Raw genomic sequence first — 18,248 nt, 5'->3', positions numbered from 1 at the left:
GTAAATCAAACTTGGAATGGAATAGCAATGAACACCTTGTTCAATCTGGTCGTCGTCGTACAGGTTCTGTCAGCCCTGATCATCATCGGCCTGGTGCTGCTGCAGCACGGTAAGGGCGCCGACATGGGCGCCGCCTTCGGCTCGGGCGCGTCGGGCAGCCTGTTCGGCGCCACTGGCTCGTCGAACTTCATGTCGAAGTCGACCGGCGTGGCGGCGGCGATCTTTTTTGCATCGACCCTGGCGCTGGCGTACTTCGGCACCAACCGCGTCGTCAATACCGGCGGCGGCGTGATGGAGCGCGCCACCGTTCCTGCCAAAGCCCCCGTGACGAGCTCGGGCGTGCCGGTGACGACCGCGCCGGCCCCGGCCGCGCCGGCCACCACCGTTGCACCTGCTCCTGCGCCGGCACCAGCGGCGCCAGTGAACCAGATCCCGAAGTAATCTGCACATAGTTTCAGCAGTAACGGCGCAATGTTTTGCTGTGTAATAAAAGATTTACAGATTTACCCGTGTTTCCCTGTTCTAGCGCAACTTTAGCATTGAAAAATAGTGCTGCGGCGGGTTAGAATAGCGGTCTCAGAGATGCCGACGTGGTGAAATTGGTAGACACGCTATCTTGAGGGGGTAGTGGGAGCAATCCTGTGCGAGTTCGAGTCTCGCCGTCGGCACCAACAAATTTAGAAGCCAGCAAGGGCTGTGCGCCTGAGCTGGCTTTTTTACGAGGATCAGTCGTCGACGATCCTGGTGGCAGGCTTCAAGCCAGGGTCGCGCGATAGGGCGCTGCAACAGCAGTGGTTCATTAACCGATCATTCAACATAGGCTCATCAACCGTGAACCTCGAAAATTATTTCCCCGTATTGATGTTCATTTTGGTCGGCATCGGCGTCGGCGTGGTGCCGCAGGTGCTCGGCTACCTGCTCGGTCCGAACAAGCCCGACGCGGCCAAGTTGTCGCCGTACGAGTGCGGCTTCGAAGCGTTCGAAGACGCGCGCATGAAATTCGACGTCCGGTACTATCTGGTCGCGATCCTGTTTATTTTGTTTGACCTGGAAACGGCATTCTTCTTTCCATGGGGCGTCTCGATGAAGGAGCTCGGCTGGTCCGGGTTCGTCACGATGATGGTCTTCATCGCCGAATTCGTGGTCGGGTTTTGGTATATTTGGAAGAAAGGTGCCCTTGATTGGGAGTGAGCCATGTCTATTGAAGGCGTTTTTAACGAAGGTTTCATTACCACCACAGCCGACAAGCTGATCAACTGGGCCCGCACCGGATCGATGTTTCCGATGACGTTCGGCCTGGCTTGTTGCGCCGTCGAAATGATGCACACCGGCGCCGCGCGCTACGACATGGACCGCTTCGGCGTCGTGTTCCGGCCGTCGCCGCGCCAGTCCGACGTCATGATCGTCGCCGGCACGCTGTGCAACAAGATGGCGCCGGCGCTGCGCAAGGTCTATGACCAGATGCCCGAGCCGCGCTGGGTCATCTCGATGGGTTCGTGCGCCAACGGCGGCGGCTATTACCACTACTCCTACTCGGTGGTGCGCGGCTGCGACCGCATCGTCCCGGTCGACGTCTATGTCCCGGGCTGCCCGCCGACCGCCGAGGCGCTGCTGTACGGCATCCTGCAGCTGCAGAACAAGATCAAGCGCACCAACACCATCGCCCGCTAAACCATGACGACCAAACTTGAAAAACTCGCCTCGACCCTGACATCCGTGCTGGGCGAGCGCGTCAGCCTGACGACCGCGCTGGGCGAAGTGACCTTGGTGGTCAAGGCCGCTGATTACCTCGAAACGATGCTGGCGCTGCGCGACGATCCTGCGCTCAAGTTCGAGCAGTTGCTCGACCTGTGCGGCGTCGACTATTCGACCTATGGCGAAGGCGCCTGGGACGGCCTGCGTTTTGCGGCGACCTCGCACCTGCTGTCGCTCGAGCACAACTGGCGCGTGCGCGTGCGCGTGTTCGCCGCCGACGACGACATGCCGGTGCTCGCCTCGGTGGTCGGCATCTGGCGCGCGGCCAACTGGTACGAGCGCGAAGCGTTCGACCTGTTCGGCATCCTGTTCGAAGGCCACAACGACCTGCGCCGCATCCTGACCGACTACGGCTTCATCGGCCATCCGTTCCGCAAGGACTTCCCGGTGACCGGCTACGTCGAGATGCGCTACGATCCCGAGCAGAAGCGCGTGATCTACCAACCCGTGACGATCGAGCCGCGTGAAATCATTCCGCGCGTGATCCGCGAAGACACCTACGGGATGAAATAATGGCTGAACTTAAAAATTACACGCTGAACTTCGGTCCGCAGCACCCGGCAGCGCACGGCGTGCTGCGCCTGGTGCTGGAGCTCGACGGTGAAGTGATCCAGCGCGCCGACCCGCACATTGGCCTGTTGCACCGCGCCACCGAGAAGCTGGCCGAGACGCGCACCTACCTGCAGTCGGTGCCGTACATGGACCGTCTCGACTACGTGTCGATGATGGCCAACGAACACGCCTACGTGCTGGCGATCGAAAAGCTGCTCGGCGTCGAGGCGCCGATCCGCGCGCAGTACATCCGCGTCATGTTCGACGAAATCACCCGATTGCTGAACCACCTGATGTGGCTGGGCGCGCACGCGCTCGACGTCGGCGCCATGGGGCCGTTCCTGTACGCCTTCCGCGACCGCGAAGACCTGTTCGACGTCTACGAAGCGGTGTCGGGCGCGCGCATGCACGCGGCCTACTACCGCCCGGGCGGCGTCTACCGCGACCTGCCGGACGCGATGCCGAAGCACAAGGCCTCGATCATCCGCAGTGCGAAGGCCATCGACGCGCTCAATCAAGCGCGCCAGGGCTCGCTGCTCGACTTCATCGACGATTTCTCGAAGCGCTTCGTCACCTACGTCGACGAGTACGAAACGCTGCTCACCGACAACCGCATCTGGAAACAGCGCACCGTCGGCATCGGCGTGGTGTCGCCGGAAGCTGCGAAGGCGATGGGCTTTACCGGCGCCATGCTGCGCGGCTCCGGCGTCGAGTGGGATCTGCGCAAGACCCAGCCGTATGCGGTGTACGACAAGATGGAATTCGACATCCCGGTCGGCACCAACGGCGACTGCTACGACCGCTACCTGGTGCGCGTGGAAGAGATGCGCCAGTCGAACCGCATCATCAAGCAGGCGTCGGCCTGGCTGCGCGCCAACCCGGGCCTGCCGGTGATGATTGACAACCACAAGATTGCGCCGCCGTCGCGCGTCGACATGAAGTCGAACATGGAATCGCTGATTCACCACTTCAAGCTGTTTACCGAAGGCATGCACGTGCCGTCCGGCGAGGCATACGCCGCGGTCGAGCACCCGAAGGGCGAGTTCGGCATCTACATCGTGTCGGACGGCGCCAACAAGCCGTACCGCCTGAAGATCCGCGCCCCGGACTATGCGCACCTGCAGAGCCTGGACGAGATGGCGCGCGGCCACATGATCGCCGACGCCGTCACCATCATCGGAACGCAAGACATCGTATTCGGCAGTATCGATCGCTAAGCGGTTGCACATTTAGGGCAGAACCATGTTGTTATCTGAGCATTGCTACAAAAAAATCGACCGCGAGTTGGCCAAGTATCCGGCCGACCAGCGGCAGTCGGCCGTGATGGCCGCGCTGGCCCACGCGCAGGTCGAACTGGGCTGGCTGGCGCCGGACACCATGCAGGAAATCGCCGACTACATCGGCATGCCGGCCATCGCCGTGCAGGAAGTGGCCACGTTCTACAACATGTACAACGTCAAGAAGGTCGGCACGCACAAGATTTCCGTCTGCACCAACCTGCCATGCGCGCTGTCGGGCGGCGTCGATGCCGCCAAGCGCCTGCAGGCCAAGCTGGGCATCGGTTTTCGTGAAACCACCGGCGACGGCAAGTTCACCCTGGTCGAAGGCGAGTGCATGGGCGCCTGCGGCGACGCGCCGGTCATGATCGTCAACAATCACCACATGCATTCGTTTATGAGCGACGACAAGATCGACGCCCTGGTAGAGGAACTGAACAAATGACCAGCCTGCACGACCGACACATCAATCCGCTGATCCTGAAAGACCTGGACGGCGCCAACTGGCATCTGAACGACTACGTCAAGCGCGGCGGCTACAGCGCGCTGCGCCGCATTCTCGACGAGAAGATCACGCCGGAACAGATCATCGCCGACCTGAAGGCGTCGGGCCTGCGCGGCCGCGGCGGCGCCGGTTTCCCGACCGGCCTGAAGTGGAGCTTCATGCCGCGCCAGTTCCCGGGCCAGAAATACCTCGTCTGCAACACCGACGAAGGCGAGCCGGGCACCTTCAAAGACCGCGACATCATCCGCTACAACCCGCATGCGCTGATCGAAGGCATGGCCATCGGCGCCTACGCGATGGGCATCACGGTCGGCTACAACTACATCCACGGCGAAATCTGGGCCGAGTACGAGCTGTTCGAAGAAGCGCTTGAAGAGGCGCGCGCCGCCGGTTTCCTCGGCGACAAGATCATGGGCAGCGAGTTCAACTTCCAGCTGCACGCCGCGCACGGTTACGGCGCGTATATCTGCGGCGAAGAAACCGCGCTGCTCGAGTCTCTCGAAGGCAAGAAGGGCCAGCCGCGCTTCAAGCCGCCGTTCCCGGCCTCGTTCGGCCTGTACGGCAAGCCGACGACGATCAACAACACCGAGACGTTTGCCGCGGTGCCGTTCCTGCTGAACATGGGCCCGGAGAACTACCTGGCGCTGGGCAAGCCGAATAACGGCGGCTCGAAGATCTTCTCGATCTCCGGCGACGTCAACCTGCCGGGCAACTACGAAGTGCCGCTCGGCACGCCGTTCGCCACCTTGATGGCGCTGGCCGGCGGTATGCGCGGCGGCAAAAAGATCAAGGCTGTCATTCCTGGCGGCTCGTCGGCGCCGGTAGTGCGTGGCGACCTGATGATGAACACCGATCTCGACTACGATTCGATCGCCAAGGCCGGCTCGATGCTCGGCTCGGGCGCCGTCATCGTCATGGACGAGACGCGCTGCATGGTCAAGTCGTTGCTGCGCCTGTCGTTCTTCTATTACGAGGAATCGTGCGGCCAGTGCACGCCGTGCCGTGAGGGCACCGGCTGGATGTACCGCATGGTGCACCGCATCGAGCACGGCCAGGGCCGTCCGGAAGACATGGACTTGCTGAACCAGATCGCCGACAACATCAAGGGCCGCACCATCTGCGCGCTCGGCGATGCCGCCGCGATGCCGGTGCAGGCGATGATCAAGAACTTCCGCGAAGAATTCGAATACCACATCGAGCACAAGCATTGCCTCGTGCCCGCATATATTTAAGGCCAGAGAACTCTCATGGTTGAAATTGAAATTGACGGTAAAAAGGTAGAAGTCCCACCAGGTTCCATGGTGATGGACGCTGCCAACAAGCTCGGGACCTACATCCCGCACTTCTGCTATCACAAGAAATTGTCGATCGCTGCCAACTGCCGCATGTGCCTGGTCGAAGTCGAGAAGGCCCCGAAGCCTTTGCCGGCTTGCGCCACGCCGGTCTCGGCCGGCATGATCGTGCGCTCGAACAGCGAAAAGGCCGTGCAGGCGCAGAAGTCGGTAATGGAGTTCCTGCTCATTAACCACCCGCTCGACTGCCCGATCTGCGACCAGGGCGGCGAATGCCAGCTGCAGGACCTGGCCGTCGGTTACGGCAAGTCCGATTCGCGCTACGCCGAAGAAAAACGCGTCGTGCCGCCGAAAGACGCCGGCCCGCTGATCTCGATGGCCGAGATGACCCGTTGCATCCACTGCACCCGCTGCGTGCGTTTCGGCCAGGAAGTGGCCGGCCAGATGGAATTGGGCATGCTCGGCCGCGGCGAACACGCCGAAATCACCTCGTTCGTCGGCAAGACCGTCGACTCCGAAGTGTCGGGCAACATGATCGACCTGTGCCCGGTCGGCGCGCTGACCAGCAAACCATTCCGCTACCAGGCCCGTACCTGGGAACTGTCGCGCCGCAAGTCGGTCAGCCCGCACGATTCGCTCGGCTCGAACCTGATCGTCCAGGTCAAGGCCGGCAAGGTCATGCGCGTGCTGCCGCTGGAAAACGATGCGATCAACGAATGCTGGCTGTCCGACAAGGACCGCTTCTCGTACGAAGGCCTCGACAGCGCCGACCGCCTGACGTCGCCGATGATCAAGCAGGGCGGCCAGTGGGCCCAGACCGACTGGCAGACCGCGCTCGAGTACATCGCCCACGGCCTGCGCAACATCAAGCATGAACATGGCGCCGCCGCCATCGCCGCCGTCGCCACGCCGCACTCGACGACTGAAGAGCTGCACCTGCTGGCCAAAGCCATGCGCGGCCTCGGTTCCGAGAACGTCGAATTTCGCCTGCGCCAGACCGACTTCGCCAACGACGGCCAGGTCACGCCTTGGCTCGGCATGCCGATCGCCGACCTGTCGAACGTCAAGCGGGCGCTGGTCATCGGCTCGTTCCTGCGCAAGGACCATCCGCTGGTCGCCACGCGCCTGCGCGCCGCGGTCAAGAACGGCGCCAGGCTGTCGGTGCTGCACGGCGCCGATGAAGAGTTGTTGATGCCGGTCGCGAACAAGATGATCGCCGCGCCGTCCGACTGGCTGGCCGCGCTGTCCGAGCTGGCCGCCGCGGTTGCCAAGGCGGCCGGCACATCGGCGCCGGCGTACGACAAGGTCAAGCCGTCCGAGTCCGCCACCAGGATGGCCGCCAGCCTGTTTGCCGGCGAGGCCAAGCTGCCAAGCGTGATCCTGCTCGGCAACGCCGCCGTCCAGCATCCGCAGGCGTCCGCCATCCACGCCGCAGCCCAGCTGATCGCCGAACTGACCGGCGCCAAGCTCGGCTACCTGGTCGATGCCGCCAACACCGTCGGCGCTTACCTCGCCGGCGCGGCCGCCAAGAACGCCAAGCCGGTATTTGCCGAGCCGAAGAAAGCCTACGTGCTGCTCAACGCCGAGCCGGAGCTGGACTGCGCCAACCCGCAGCAAGCCCGCGCCGCACTCGACGCCGCCGAGATGGTCGTCGTCATGAGTGCCTTCAAGCACGGCATGGACTACGCCGACGTGCTGCTGCCGATCGCGCCGTTCAGCGAGACTGCCGGCACCTTCGTCAACTGCGAAGGCCGGGCGCAAAGTTTCAACGGCACCGTCAAGCCGCTCGGCGAAGCCCGTCCGGCCTGGAAAGTGCTGCGCGTGCTGGGCAACCTGCTCGGCCTGACCGGTTTCGACTACGACACTTCCGAAGCGATCCGCGACGAAGTGCTCGGCAAGGGCGTGACCGATCTGTCGGGCAAGCTGTCGAACGTGTCGACCATTGCCGCCACCGCCGCCGTCTTTGGCGACGGCAGCGCGCTCGAGCGCGTCACCGACGTGCCGATCTATTTTGCCGACGCCATCGCGCGCCGCTCCGAGCCGCTGCAGCGCACCGCGGACGCGCAAGCGCCGCGGGCGCACCTGCCGGCCGCGCTGGCCGCGCAGTTGGGCATCGTCGCCGGCGACACCGTCAAGGTCACGCAGGGCACCGGTTCCGCGCTGCTGGTTGCCGCCATCGACAAGACCTTGCCGGCGAATGCGGTTCGGGTTGCCGCGGCGCACCCGAGCACCAGCATGCTGGGCGCGATGTTCGGTGCAATCGAGGTTGAAAAAGCAGGGAAGGGCGCGTAATGAACGACTTTATCGTTAGCCTGAATACGTACGGCGTCAACTACCTCGGCCCGGTGTGGCCGCTGGCCTGGACCATGATCAAGATCATGTGCGTGCTGCTGCCGCTGATGGGCCTGGTTGCCTACGCAACCCTGTGGGAGCGCAAGCTGATCGGCTGGATCCAGATTCGTATCGGCCCGAACCGGGTCGGTCCGATGGGCCTGCTGCAGCCGATCGCCGACGCGCTGAAACTGCTGTTCAAGGAAATCGTCGTGCCGACCAAGGCCACCACGAGCCTGTTCATCATTGGCCCGATCATGACGATCATGCCGGCGCTGGCGGCATGGTCGGTGATCCCGTTCGGTCCGGAAATCGCGCTGGCCAACGTCAACGCCGGCCTGTTGCTGCTGATGTCGATCACGTCGCTGGAAGTGTACGGCATCATCATCGCCGGCTGGGCGTCGAACTCGAAGTACTCGTTCATGGGCGCGATGCGCGCTTCGGCCCAGATGATTTCCTACGAAATCCCGATGGGCTTCGTGCTGGTCGTCGTGCTGATGGTGTCGGGCAGCCTGAACTTTTCGGACATCGTTGCCGGCCAGACCCGCGGCATGTTCGTCGACCATGGCGTCAACTTCCTGTCGTGGAACTGGCTGCCGCTGCTGCCGCTGCTGGTGGTCTACCTGACGTCCGGTCTTGCCGAGTGCAACCGGCACCCGTTCGACGTCGTCGAAGGCGAATCCGAAATCGTTGCCGGCCACATGGTGGAATACTCGGGCATGTCGTACGCCATGTTCATGCTGGCCGAATACGCCAACATGATCCTGATCGGCTGCCTGGCATCGATCATGTTCCTCGGCGGCTGGGCTGCGCCATTCAGGTTCCTCGAATTCTGGGGCGCGTTCGGCGGCTTCTTCTGGCTGTTCGCCAAGACGTTCTTCATCGTTTCCCTGTTCGTCTGGGTGCGCGGCACGTTCCCTCGTTACCGTTATGACCAGATCATGCGCCTCGGCTGGAAGATTTTCATTCCGCTGACCCTGGTCTGGCTGGTCCTGGTCGCAGGCTGGATGCAGACGTCCTGGAACATTTGGAAGTAAGGAAAAAGTAATGGATCGCGTTAAAGATTTTTTTGGCAGCATGATGCTGACCGAGCTGATCAAGGGCATGGCCCTGACCGGCAAGTACATGTTTTCTCGCAAGATCACGGTGCAGTATCCGGAAGAGAAGACGCCGATGTCGCCGCGGTTCCGCGGCCTGCACGCGCTGCGCCGCTACCCGAACGGCGAAGAGCGCTGCATCGCCTGCAAGCTGTGCGAAGCGGTGTGCCCGGCGATGGCGATCACGATCGAGTCGGAAATGCGCGACGACGGCTCGCGCCGCACGACGCGCTACGACATCGACCTGACCAAGTGCATCTTCTGCGGTTTCTGCGAAGAGTCGTGCCCGGTCGATTCGATCGTCGAGACCCACGTGCTCGAATACCACGGTGAAAAGCGCGGCGACCTGTACTACACGAAAGAAATGCTGCTGGCGGTCGGCGACCGCTATGAAAACGACATCGCCGCCGCTCGCGCCGCCGATGCGCCGTACCGCTGATAACCGTAGGACTTTGGGTTAGCCATGGATTTTAAAACTTTCTTGTTCTACGCGTTTTCGGCGATCATGATCATCGCCGCGACACGCGTCATTACCGCGCGCAATCCGGTGCACGCGGCGCTGTTCCTGGTGCTGGCGTTCTTCAACGCCGCCGGCATCTGGATGCTCCTGAAGGCCGAGTTCCTCGCCATCGTGCTGGTGCTCGTCTACGTCGGCGCCGTGATGGTGCTGTTCCTGTTCGTCGTCATGATGCTCGACATTAACGTCGACCGCATGCGCGAAGGCTTCTGGGGCTACCTGCCGCTGGCGTCGGGCATCGGCGCGCTGATCGTGCTCGAGATGGCCGCCGTGCTGTGGCGCGGCTTCCTGACGTTCGAGCAGCAGCCTGCCGCGCTTGGGGCCAACATCGGCGGCACCAAGGAACTTGGACTGCTGATCTACACCAGGTACATCTACGGCTTCGAGATCGCCGCCGTGATCCTCTTGGTGGCGATCATCGCCGCCGTTGCGCTGACCCTGCGCAAGCGCAAGGACACCAAGGCGTTCGATCCGGGCGACGCCGTGCGCGTCAAGCGTAACGACCGCCTGCGCATCGTCAAGATGGCATCGATCGACCAGCCGGCGCTGGACGCCGCATCGACCGCGGCCGCGCAGGCCGCCGCTGCCGCACCGGCTGCTGGCGAAGCCAAGGAGACCAAATAATGACTTTATCGCTCGCACACTACCTGGTCCTGGGCGCGATCCTGTTCGCGATCTCGATCGTCGGCATTTTCCTGAACCGCAAGAACATCATCATCCTGCTGATGGCCATCGAGCTGATGCTGCTGGCAGTGAACCTGAACTTCATCGCGTTCTCGCATTACCTCGGTGACGCGGCAGGGCAGATCTTCGTGTTCTTCATCCTGACCGTGGCGGCCGCCGAATCGGCAATCGGCCTCGCGATCCTGGTGGTTCTGTTCCGAAATGTAGATACGATCAATGTGGAAGACCTGGACAGCCTGAAGGGCTAAGCCTTTCAGGTTCAGATTCAACACTCAAATAAATAACGATTAAGGTTCAACATGGCGGGGCAAATTCTCAACCCTAACCTCCTTTTGGCGGTTCCTCTCGCACCGCTGGCCGGCGCGGCGATTGCCGGTTTGCTCGGCACCAAATTCCTCGGCAACGTGGTTGGCCGCAAGATCTCGACCGCGGCCTGCATCCTCGGCGTGCTGGTCGCGCTGATCCTGTCGGTGCAGACCTTGCTGGCGGTGTTGGACGGCGCCAGCTTCAACGGCACCATCTACAACTGGATGACGGTCGGCACGCTGAAGATGGAAGTCGGCTTCCAGATCGACTCGCTGTCGGCAATGATGATGTGCGTGGTCACGTTCGTATCGCTGATGGTGCACATCTACACGATCGGCTACATGGCCGAGGACGAAGGCTACAACCGCTTCTTCTCGTACATCTCGCTGTTTACGTTCTCGATGCTGATGCTGGTCATGGCCAACAACTTCCTGCAGCTGTTCTTCGGCTGGGAAGCGGTGGGCCTGGTGTCGTACCTGTTGATCGGTTTCTGGTACACCCGCCCGACGGCGATCTTCGCCAACATGAAGGCCTTCCTGGTCAACCGCGTCGGCGACTTCGGCTTCATCCTCGGCATCGGCCTGTTGCTGGCCTACGCCGGCACCATGAACTACCAGGAAGTGTTCGCCAAGCGCGACGCGCTGGCGCTGTTGACCCTGCCGGGTTCGGACTGGATGCTGCTCACCGTTGCCTGCATCTGCCTGTTCATCGGCGCGATGGGCAAGTCGGCCCAGTTCCCGCTGCACGTCTGGCTGCCCGATTCGATGGAAGGCCCGACGCCGATTTCGGCGCTGATCCACGCGGCGACGATGGTTACCGCCGGCATCTTCATGGTCGCCCGCATGTCGCCGCTGTTCGAACTGTCCGATACCGCGCTGACCTTCGTCATGGTCATCGGCACCATCACCGCGTTGTTCATGGGCTTTCTGGGCATCATCCAGAATGACATCAAGCGCGTCGTCGCATACTCGACCCTGTCGCAGCTCGGCTACATGACCGTCGCGCTCGGTGCGTCGGCCTATTCGGTCGCCGTGTTCCACCTGATGACGCACGCGTTCTTCAAGGCGCTGCTGTTCCTCGGCGCCGGCTCGGTCATCATCGGCATGCACCACGACCAGGACATCCGCAACATGGGCGGCTTGCGCAAATACATGCCGATCACCTGGATCACGTCGCTGCTCGGTTCGCTCGCGCTGATCGGCACGCCGTTCTTCGCCGGTTTCTACTCGAAGGACTCGATCATCGAAGCGGTGCACGCCAGCAATCTCGGCTTTGCCCATGTCGCCTACTGGGCGCTGATCATCGGCGTGTTCGTCACCGCGTTCTACTCGTTCCGCATGTACTTCCTGGTCTTCCACGGCAAGGAACGCTTCGGCCAGCCGCAGCATCACAGCCATGGTCATGATTCCGACGCCCACAACGAAGAAGAAGAGGACGCGCACGGCCACCATGGACTGGCTCCCGGCGAGAAACCGCACGAGTCGCCGTTCGTCGTCTGGTTCCCGCTCGTCGCGCTGGCCATCCCGTCGGTGCTGATCGGCTACCTGACGATCGGACCGATGCTGCACGGCGACTTCTTCAACGGCGTCATCTTCGTCGGCGAGAACCACCGCGCGATGGAAGTGCTGCGCGAGGAATTCCACGGCGCCGCGGCGATGGCGATCCACGGCCTGCAGACGATGCCGTTCTGGTTCGCCTTTGCCGGCGTCGCGCTGGCCTACTACTGCTACCTGGTCAACCCGCGGGTGCCGGCCTGGTTCTATGCCAGGTTCCACGCGGTCCACACGCTGCTCGACAACAAGTACTACATGGACAAGTTCAACGATGTGGTGTTCTCGGGCGGCGCACGCCTGCTCGGCAACGGCCTGTGGAATGTCGGCGACAAGGGCCTCATCGACGGCCTGATCGTCAACGGCAGCGCGAAGATGGTGGGTTGGTTCTCGTCCGTCGTCCGTACCGCCCAGACCGGCTACATCTACCACTATGCGTTCGTGATGATCCTTGGCGTGCTCGGTACGCTGCTGTATTTCTTCCCGTTCTGGCACGCTTAATCAGATCCGCAAAGACAACGACAAATGATGCAGTCTACTTTCCCTCCTTACCTGAGCCTGGCGATCTGGCTCCCGATCATCCTCGGCTGCGTGGTGCTGGCCATCGGCCGCGACGACAAGCCGGGCATGACCCGCTGGTTCACCCTGGCCGCCGCCATCGTCAGCTTCCTGCCGACCATTCCGCTGGTGCAGCTGTTTGACAACGCCGCGCACGGCTTCCAGTTCGTCGAAAGCACGCCGTGGATCGGCCGCTTCAACATCATGTACGCGCTCGGCATCGACGGGCTTTCGCTGTGGTTCGTGCCGCTGACGGCGTTCATTACCGTCATCGTCGTCATCTCGGCCTGGCAGGTCATCGAGACGCGCGTGGCGCAGTACATGGGTTCGTTCCTGATCCTGTCCGGCCTGATGGTCGGCGTGTTCTGCGCGCTCGACGGCCTGCTGTTCTACTTCTTCTTCGAAGCGACCCTGATCCCGATGTTCATCATCATCGGCGTGTTCGGCGGCGCCAACCGGGTGTATGCGGCATTCAAGTTTTTCCTGTACACCTTTTTCGGCTCGCTGCTGACCCTGGTCGCCATCGTCTACCTGTACAACAAGGCCGGCGGCAGTTTCGACATCCCGACGTGGCACAAGCTGCCGTTGACGATGAAGGAACAAGTGCTGATTTTCCTGGCGTTCCTGATGGCGTTTGCCGTCAAGGTGCCGATGTGGCCGGTCCACACCTGGCTGCCGGACGCCCACGTCGAGGCGCCGACCGGCGGCTCGGTGGTGCTGGCTGCCATCATGCTCAAACTCGGCGCCTACGGCTTCCTGCGTTTCTCGCTGCCGATCGCCCCTGACGCCAGCCACTACCTGGCCGGCTTCATCATCACGCTGTCCCTGATCGCGGTGATCTACATCGGCCTCGTCGCGCTGGTGCAGAAAGACATGAAAAAACTGGTCGCCTATTCGTCGATCGCGCACATGGGTTTCGTCACCCTCGGCTTCTTCATCTTCAACCCGATGGGCATGCAGGGCGGTATCGTGCAGATGATTTCGCACGGCTTCATCTCCGGCGCGATGTTCCTGTGCATCGGCGTGCTGTACGACCGCATGCACTCGCGCCAGATCGCCGACTACGGAGGAGTGGTCAACCGCATGCCGAAGTTCGCCGCCTTCTTCGTGCTGTTCTCGATGGCCAACTGCGGCCTGCCGGCGACGTCCGGTTTCGTCGGCGAATTCATGGTCATTCTCGGCGCCGTCCAGTTCAACTTCTGGATCGGCCTGCTGGCCGCCACCGCGCTGATCTTCGGCGCCGCCTACTCGCTGTGGATGGTCAAGCGCGTCGTGTTCGGCGCGATCGGCAACAAGCATGTCGCGGAACTGACCGACATTAACAAGCGCGAGTTCTTCATGTTCGCCGTGCTGGCCATCGCCGTCATCTGGATGGGGCTGTACCCGGCGCCGTTCACCGATACGATGCAAACCTCGGTGGCTGACCTGCTCCAGCATGTCGCCGTCAGCAAACTGCCATAAGATCGAAAAATGAATCAAATGACCAACCCCAACCTGATCCCGGTCTACGCCGAAATCTTCCTGATGGTCGCGGCATCGGCGATCCTGTTGATCGACATGTTCCTGTCGAAGCGTTCGCTGGCCTACTACCTGTCGCTGGCGGCGCTGGCAGGCTGCGGCATCCTGACCTGGGCCGACTACAACGCCGGCGCGACCGTCTACACGTTCTCCAACATGTTCGTGTCGGATCCGATGTCGAACCTGCTCAAGCTGTTCGCCTACCTGGCCACCGGCATTACGCTGATCTACTCGCGCCAGTATGCGACCGAGCGCGGCATGCTGTCCGGGAACCTCGGCGGCGAGTTCTACGTGCTGGCGCTGTTCTCGCTGCTGGGCCAGATGGTGATGATCTCCGGTAACAACATGCTGGTCATCTACCTCGGCCTCGAACTGATGTCGCTGGCGCTGTACGCGCTGGTGGCGCTGCGCCGCGACCACGCCGTGTCGACCGAAGCTGCGATGAAGTACTTCATCCTCGGCGCGCTGTCGTCCGGCTTCCTGCTGTACGGCATCTCGATGCTGTACGGCGCCACCGGTTCGCTCGACATCACCGAAATCGCCCGCGTCGCCGCGTCCGGTACCGTCAACAAGACCATCATGGTGTTCGGCATCGTCTTCATGGTCGCCGGCCTCGGCTTCAAGCTTGGCGCCGTGCCGTTCCACATGTGGGTGCCGGACGTCTACCAGGGCGCGCCGACGGCGGTGACGCTGCTGCTCGGCGGGGCGCCGAAACTGGCCGCCTTCGCCATCTGCATCCGCCTGCTGGTCGAAGGCTTGCTGCCGATGGCGATCGACTGGCAGCAGATGCTGATGGTGCTGGCCGTCGCCTCGCTGGCGGTCGGCAACCTGACGGCGATCGCCCAGACCAACCTGAAGCGCATGCTGGCGTATTCGACCATCGCCCAGATGGGCTTCGTGCTGCTCGGCCTCGCGGCCGGCGTGGTCGCCGCCGCACCCGGCAGCGGGCTCGCGGCCGATTCAAGCAATGCCGTGCCGGCCTACAGCGCCGGCCTGTACTACTCGATCACCTACGTGCTGACCACGCTGGGCAGCTTCGGCCTGATCATGATGCTCGCGCGCGCCGGCTTCGAAGCGGAAGAACTGACCGACTTCAAGGGCCTGGGCAAACGCAGCCCGTGGTTCGCCATCGTCATGACCATTTTGATGTTTTCGCTCGCCGGCGTGCCGCCGATGATGGGCTTCATGGCCAAGTGGTCGGTGCTGCAGGCGGTCGTCACGTCCGGCCAGGTCTGGCTGGCCGTCGTGGCGGTGATGTTCTCGCTGATCGGCGCGTTCTACTACCTGCGCGTGGTCAAGACGATGTGGTTCGACGAGCCGGCCGACGCCTCCTTGATCGCCGTGCCGCTCGACATGCGCGTCGCGCTGTCGGCCAACGGCATCGCCATCGTCGCCCTCGGCCTGGTGCCGGGCGCGCTGCTCGGCGCCTGCCTGAACGCGATGAGCAAGACGCTGGGCGGCTAACGATGGATGTATCGTCAGCAAGCTGGCTGGTGATTGCCGTTGCATTGGTGCTCGCCAACCTGCCATTTTTCAATGAGTCGGTGTTCGGCTTCATTCCTCTGGGCCGCGACAAGCCGCTGTGGGTGCGCCTGCTCGAACTGGTGGTGCTGTATTTTGTTGTCGGTTTGCTGGCGCGCCTGCTGGAAGGGCGCATCGGCAGCGTGTTCGAGCAATCGAAAGAGTTCTACATGCTGACCGTGCCGCTGTTTGTCACCTTGGCGTTTCCCGGCTTCGTGGTGCGCTACCTGCGCAAGCGCCACCACTGATCCTTTCCCGTTGGCGCAGCTACAGGAGGCAGCATGGATACCCATCTGAAGGAAACCCGTCTCGACGGCGAACTGGCGTACGACGGCGGCTTCCTGAAAGTCACGCGCGACCGCATCGCGCTGCCCGACGGCGCCGAGACCCACCGCGAATACATCCGCCATCCGGGCGCGGTCGTTATCCTGCCGCTGTTCGAGGACGGCAGCGTGCTGCTCGAGCGCCAGTTCCGCTACCCGCTCGGCCGCGTCTTCATCGAGTACCCGGCCGGCAAGATCGACCCGGGCGAAGATCCGCTCGCCTGCGCCAAGCGCGAGCTGCAGGAAGAGACCGGCTACACCGCCACCGACTGGCATTTCCTGTGCACCATCCACAACGCCATCGCGTACTCCGACGAGCACCTCGACCTGTACCTGGCGCGCAACCTGACCGCCGGCGAAGCGCAGCTCGATGACGGCGAGTTCCTCGAAACGTTCCGCGCCAGCGTGCCGGAGATGCTTGAAAAAGTGCGAAGCGGCGAAGTCACCGACGTCAAGACGGTGATCGGCACGTTCTGGCTCGAAAAAATCCTCGACGGGCGCTGGTCGCCCGGCTGAACGCCACCATGAAACGGCTGTTGCTGGTCGCCGCGCTGTGCTGGTCGTCTTCTGCCTGGAGCGCGCGCACGCCGTTCCAGGCGCGCTGCGAAGATACCATCGGCGCCACCGTCGTCACCCTCACCAGCAGCGAAAATGGCCACAGCATCGACAACACGGTGCCGTTTCGCGCGCTCACGCGCATGAAGCAGGAGGGCGGCGGCGCCAGCTTCGTGCTCGGCCTCACGCGCACCGAGTCGCGCATCTCGTTCGCCCTCGACGGCGCCATCCTGACCGACCCCAAAACCAGCTACGAGTGCGTCGCGCCCAGGATCGATGTCACGCTGGCCTACCAGCCGATCGTCATTTATGTCGGGCGGGAATTCTTGCCGGGGACTTGCGCATATCAGCAAATTCTTGCGCACGAAATGCGCCACCTCAAAGCCTACTTGGAGCATTTGCCGAAAGTGGATAGGTTAGTGCGCGCGGCGTTGAAAGCGCGTTTCGCGGGGCAACCAATTTACGCGCCGGCCGGCCAGGCGAAGCGATTGCTGGAGCAAGAAATGGACGTCGGCTGGATGCCGTACATTAAAAATGAGATGGCTAAAGTAGAACGTTTACAAGCCGCCATTGACTCACCGCAGGAGTACGCCCGCTTGAGCAAAGTTTGCGCAGGTGAGGTACAGTTACTTGTCGGTCCGCCGAAACGAAACAAAAGATAAGCATGCACAGCCAAGCACCTCGTTACTTTGCACTGATCCCCGCCGCCGGTGTTGGCGCCCGGATGGCTGCAGGCGGACCGAAGCAATACCTGCACCTCGGCGGCAAGCCGATGCTGCGCCATACGCTCGACGCCTTCCTCTCCAGCGAGCGCATCAGCCACACCTTCGTCGTCGTCAGCGAAGGCGATCCGCACATCGACGCGGTCGCCCCCAGCCACGGCGTGACGGTGCTGCGCTGCGGCGGCGCCACCCGCATGGAATCGATCCGCAACGGCCTGGCCGCAATGGCAGCGATGGCCGAACCCGTGCGCGACATCGACTGGGTGCTGGTGCACGACGCCGCGCGCCCTGGGCTGACCGCCGGCCTGATCGACAAACTCATTATTGAAGTGGGCGTCCATCCGGTCGGCGGCCTGCTGGCGCTGCCGGTGGTCGACACCGTCAAGCGCGCCGAAGCCGGCGCCGTCTCCACCATTTCGCGCGACGCTCTGTGGCTGGCGCAGACGCCGCAAATGTTCCGCCTCGGCCTGTTGCGCGAGGCGCTGGCGGCCGCCACCGACGCGGCCGCCGTTACCGACGACGCCAGCGCGGTCGAGGCCATCGGCCACGCGCCGCTGCTGGTGGAGGGACATCCCCGCAATTTGAAAGTGACGCTGCCGTGCGACATCCCGATTGCCGAGATGTACCTGGCCGCGCCTTAACCTGTTTACTGTGAATCGACATGGCACTTGCATCCTACAACCTCGCACCACCGTTCCGCATCGGAACGGGCTATGACTGCCACGCCCTCGTCGAGGGCCGCAAACTGATTATCGGCGGGGTCACCATCCCGCACCGTCTGGGCCTGTTTGGCCATTCGGACGCCGACGTGCTGCTGCACGCCATCATCGACTCGATGCTGGGCGCGGCCGCGCTGGGCGACATCGGCAAGCATTTCCCCGATACCGACCCGATGTTCGCCGGCGCCGATTCGCGCACCTTGCTGCGCGAAGTGGCGCACCGCGTCGTCGCCACCGGCTACACCATCGGCAACATCGACGCGACCATTATCGCCCAGGCGCCGAAGATGGCGCCGCACATCGCCCAGATGATCTCGCGCATCGCCGAGGACATCGGCGTGTCGCCGCAACAGGTCAACATCAAGGCCAAGACCAACGAAAAGCTCGGCTACCTGGGGCGCGAGGAGGGCATGGCCGCCGAGGCGATCTGCATGCTGATCAAGGCGCCGACGGCATAGTTTTCCGC

20 protein-coding genes and 1 tRNA gene are annotated in these 18,248 nt (G+C 62.7%); all 21 read left to right on the top strand.

The features are described 5' to 3' along the window. Positions 1-27 precede the first annotated feature (27 nt). Complete coding sequence (gene secG / locus ACP7DD_RS10365; protein WP_426174733.1) at positions 28-441, top strand: preprotein translocase subunit SecG; 414 nt, start codon at positions 28-30, stop codon at positions 439-441. Between the two features lie 143 nt (positions 442-584). Then, a tRNA-Leu gene (locus ACP7DD_RS10360) sits at positions 585-671 on the top strand. 160 nt (positions 672-831) lie between these two features. Then, complete coding sequence (locus ACP7DD_RS10355; protein WP_133112351.1) at positions 832-1,191, top strand: NADH-quinone oxidoreductase subunit A; 360 nt, start codon at positions 832-834, stop codon at positions 1,189-1,191. Positions 1,192-1,194: 3 nt separating this feature from the next. Then, entirely contained in the window at positions 1,195-1,671 is a 477-nt protein-coding gene (locus tag ACP7DD_RS10350; protein ID WP_131021719.1) for a NuoB/complex I 20 kDa subunit family protein, read from the top strand. Between the two features lie 3 nt (positions 1,672-1,674). Continuing rightward, positions 1,675-2,268, top strand: coding sequence for an NADH-quinone oxidoreductase subunit C (locus ACP7DD_RS10345; RefSeq protein WP_426174732.1), 594 nt, complete (start codon positions 1,675-1,677; stop codon positions 2,266-2,268). Beyond that, positions 2,268-3,524 carry an NADH-quinone oxidoreductase subunit D gene (locus ACP7DD_RS10340; protein WP_426174731.1) on the top strand — a complete coding sequence of 419 codons (1,257 nt, stop codon included), beginning with the start codon at positions 2,268-2,270 and terminating at the stop codon, positions 3,522-3,524. Before ACP7DD_RS10345 ends, ACP7DD_RS10340 begins: the two co-directional genes overlap by 1 nt. A 25-nt stretch (positions 3,525-3,549) precedes the next feature. Further along, complete coding sequence (gene nuoE / locus ACP7DD_RS10335) at positions 3,550-4,029, top strand: NADH-quinone oxidoreductase subunit NuoE (protein ID WP_426174730.1); 480 nt, start codon at positions 3,550-3,552, stop codon at positions 4,027-4,029. Beyond that, positions 4,026-5,321 carry an NADH-quinone oxidoreductase subunit NuoF gene (nuoF, locus tag ACP7DD_RS10330; protein ID WP_426174729.1) on the top strand — a complete coding sequence of 432 codons (1,296 nt, stop codon included), beginning with the start codon at positions 4,026-4,028 and terminating at the stop codon, positions 5,319-5,321. Before nuoE ends, nuoF begins: the two co-directional genes overlap by 4 nt. A gap of 15 nt (positions 5,322-5,336) precedes the next feature. Further along, entirely contained in the window at positions 5,337-7,673 is a 2,337-nt protein-coding gene (gene nuoG, locus ACP7DD_RS10325; RefSeq protein WP_426174728.1) for an NADH-quinone oxidoreductase subunit NuoG, read from the top strand. Beyond that, positions 7,673-8,749 (top strand): NADH-quinone oxidoreductase subunit NuoH, encoded by a 1,077-nt coding sequence (gene nuoH / locus ACP7DD_RS10320; protein WP_426174727.1) that lies wholly within the window; start codon positions 7,673-7,675, stop codon positions 8,747-8,749. Before nuoG ends, nuoH begins: the two co-directional genes overlap by 1 nt. 10 nt (positions 8,750-8,759) lie before the next feature. Beyond that, positions 8,760-9,248: an NADH-quinone oxidoreductase subunit NuoI gene (gene nuoI / locus ACP7DD_RS10315; protein ID WP_099789260.1), complete on the top strand. Its 489-nt coding sequence runs from the start codon at positions 8,760-8,762 to the stop codon at positions 9,246-9,248. Between the two features lie 24 nt (positions 9,249-9,272). Next, positions 9,273-9,950, top strand: coding sequence for an NADH-quinone oxidoreductase subunit J (locus tag ACP7DD_RS10310; protein ID WP_426174726.1), 678 nt, complete (start codon positions 9,273-9,275; stop codon positions 9,948-9,950). After that, positions 9,950-10,258, top strand: coding sequence for an NADH-quinone oxidoreductase subunit NuoK (gene nuoK, locus ACP7DD_RS10305; protein ID WP_099789256.1), 309 nt, complete (start codon positions 9,950-9,952; stop codon positions 10,256-10,258). Before ACP7DD_RS10310 ends, nuoK begins: the two co-directional genes overlap by 1 nt. 51 nt (positions 10,259-10,309) lie before the next feature. Then, positions 10,310-12,367, top strand: coding sequence for an NADH-quinone oxidoreductase subunit L (gene nuoL / locus ACP7DD_RS10300; RefSeq protein ID WP_426174725.1), 2,058 nt, complete (start codon positions 10,310-10,312; stop codon positions 12,365-12,367). 24 nt (positions 12,368-12,391) lie between these two features. Beyond that, complete coding sequence (locus tag ACP7DD_RS10295) at positions 12,392-13,885, top strand: NADH-quinone oxidoreductase subunit M (RefSeq protein WP_426174724.1); 1,494 nt, start codon at positions 12,392-12,394, stop codon at positions 13,883-13,885. Positions 13,886-13,903: 18 nt separating this feature from the next. Then, a complete protein-coding gene (gene nuoN / locus ACP7DD_RS10290; RefSeq protein ID WP_426174723.1) occupies positions 13,904-15,406 on the top strand; it encodes an NADH-quinone oxidoreductase subunit NuoN in 1,503 nt (500 codons plus the stop codon). Positions 15,407-15,408: 2 nt separating this feature from the next. Beyond that, the gene (locus tag ACP7DD_RS10285) at positions 15,409-15,711 is read left to right on the top strand and encodes a DUF2818 family protein (RefSeq protein WP_426174722.1); all 303 of its coding nucleotides are present in this window, start codon (positions 15,409-15,411) and stop codon (positions 15,709-15,711) included. A 33-nt stretch (positions 15,712-15,744) separates the two neighbouring features. Further along, the gene (locus ACP7DD_RS10280) at positions 15,745-16,302 is read left to right on the top strand and encodes an NUDIX domain-containing protein (protein WP_426174721.1); all 558 of its coding nucleotides are present in this window, start codon (positions 15,745-15,747) and stop codon (positions 16,300-16,302) included. Between the two features lie 8 nt (positions 16,303-16,310). Continuing rightward, on the top strand, positions 16,311-17,003 hold the full coding sequence (locus ACP7DD_RS10275) for a hypothetical protein (RefSeq protein ID WP_426174720.1): 693 nt from the start codon (positions 16,311-16,313) through the stop codon (positions 17,001-17,003). A 2-nt stretch (positions 17,004-17,005) separates the two neighbouring features. Then, entirely contained in the window at positions 17,006-17,704 is a 699-nt protein-coding gene (gene ispD / locus ACP7DD_RS10270) for a 2-C-methyl-D-erythritol 4-phosphate cytidylyltransferase (protein ID WP_426174719.1), read from the top strand. 20 nt (positions 17,705-17,724) lie between these two features. Beyond that, a complete protein-coding gene (ispF, locus tag ACP7DD_RS10265) occupies positions 17,725-18,240 on the top strand; it encodes a 2-C-methyl-D-erythritol 2,4-cyclodiphosphate synthase (RefSeq protein ID WP_426174718.1) in 516 nt (171 codons plus the stop codon). Positions 18,241-18,248 lie beyond the last annotated feature (8 nt).

This window comes from Massilia sp. TWR1-2-2 (genome assembly GCF_049897565.1).
Classification (GTDB): Bacteria; Pseudomonadota; Gammaproteobacteria; order Burkholderiales; family Burkholderiaceae_D; genus JAFCUW01.
Note: the sequence above shows the minus strand (reverse complement) of the source record. Positions and strands in the feature narration are given on the sequence as shown.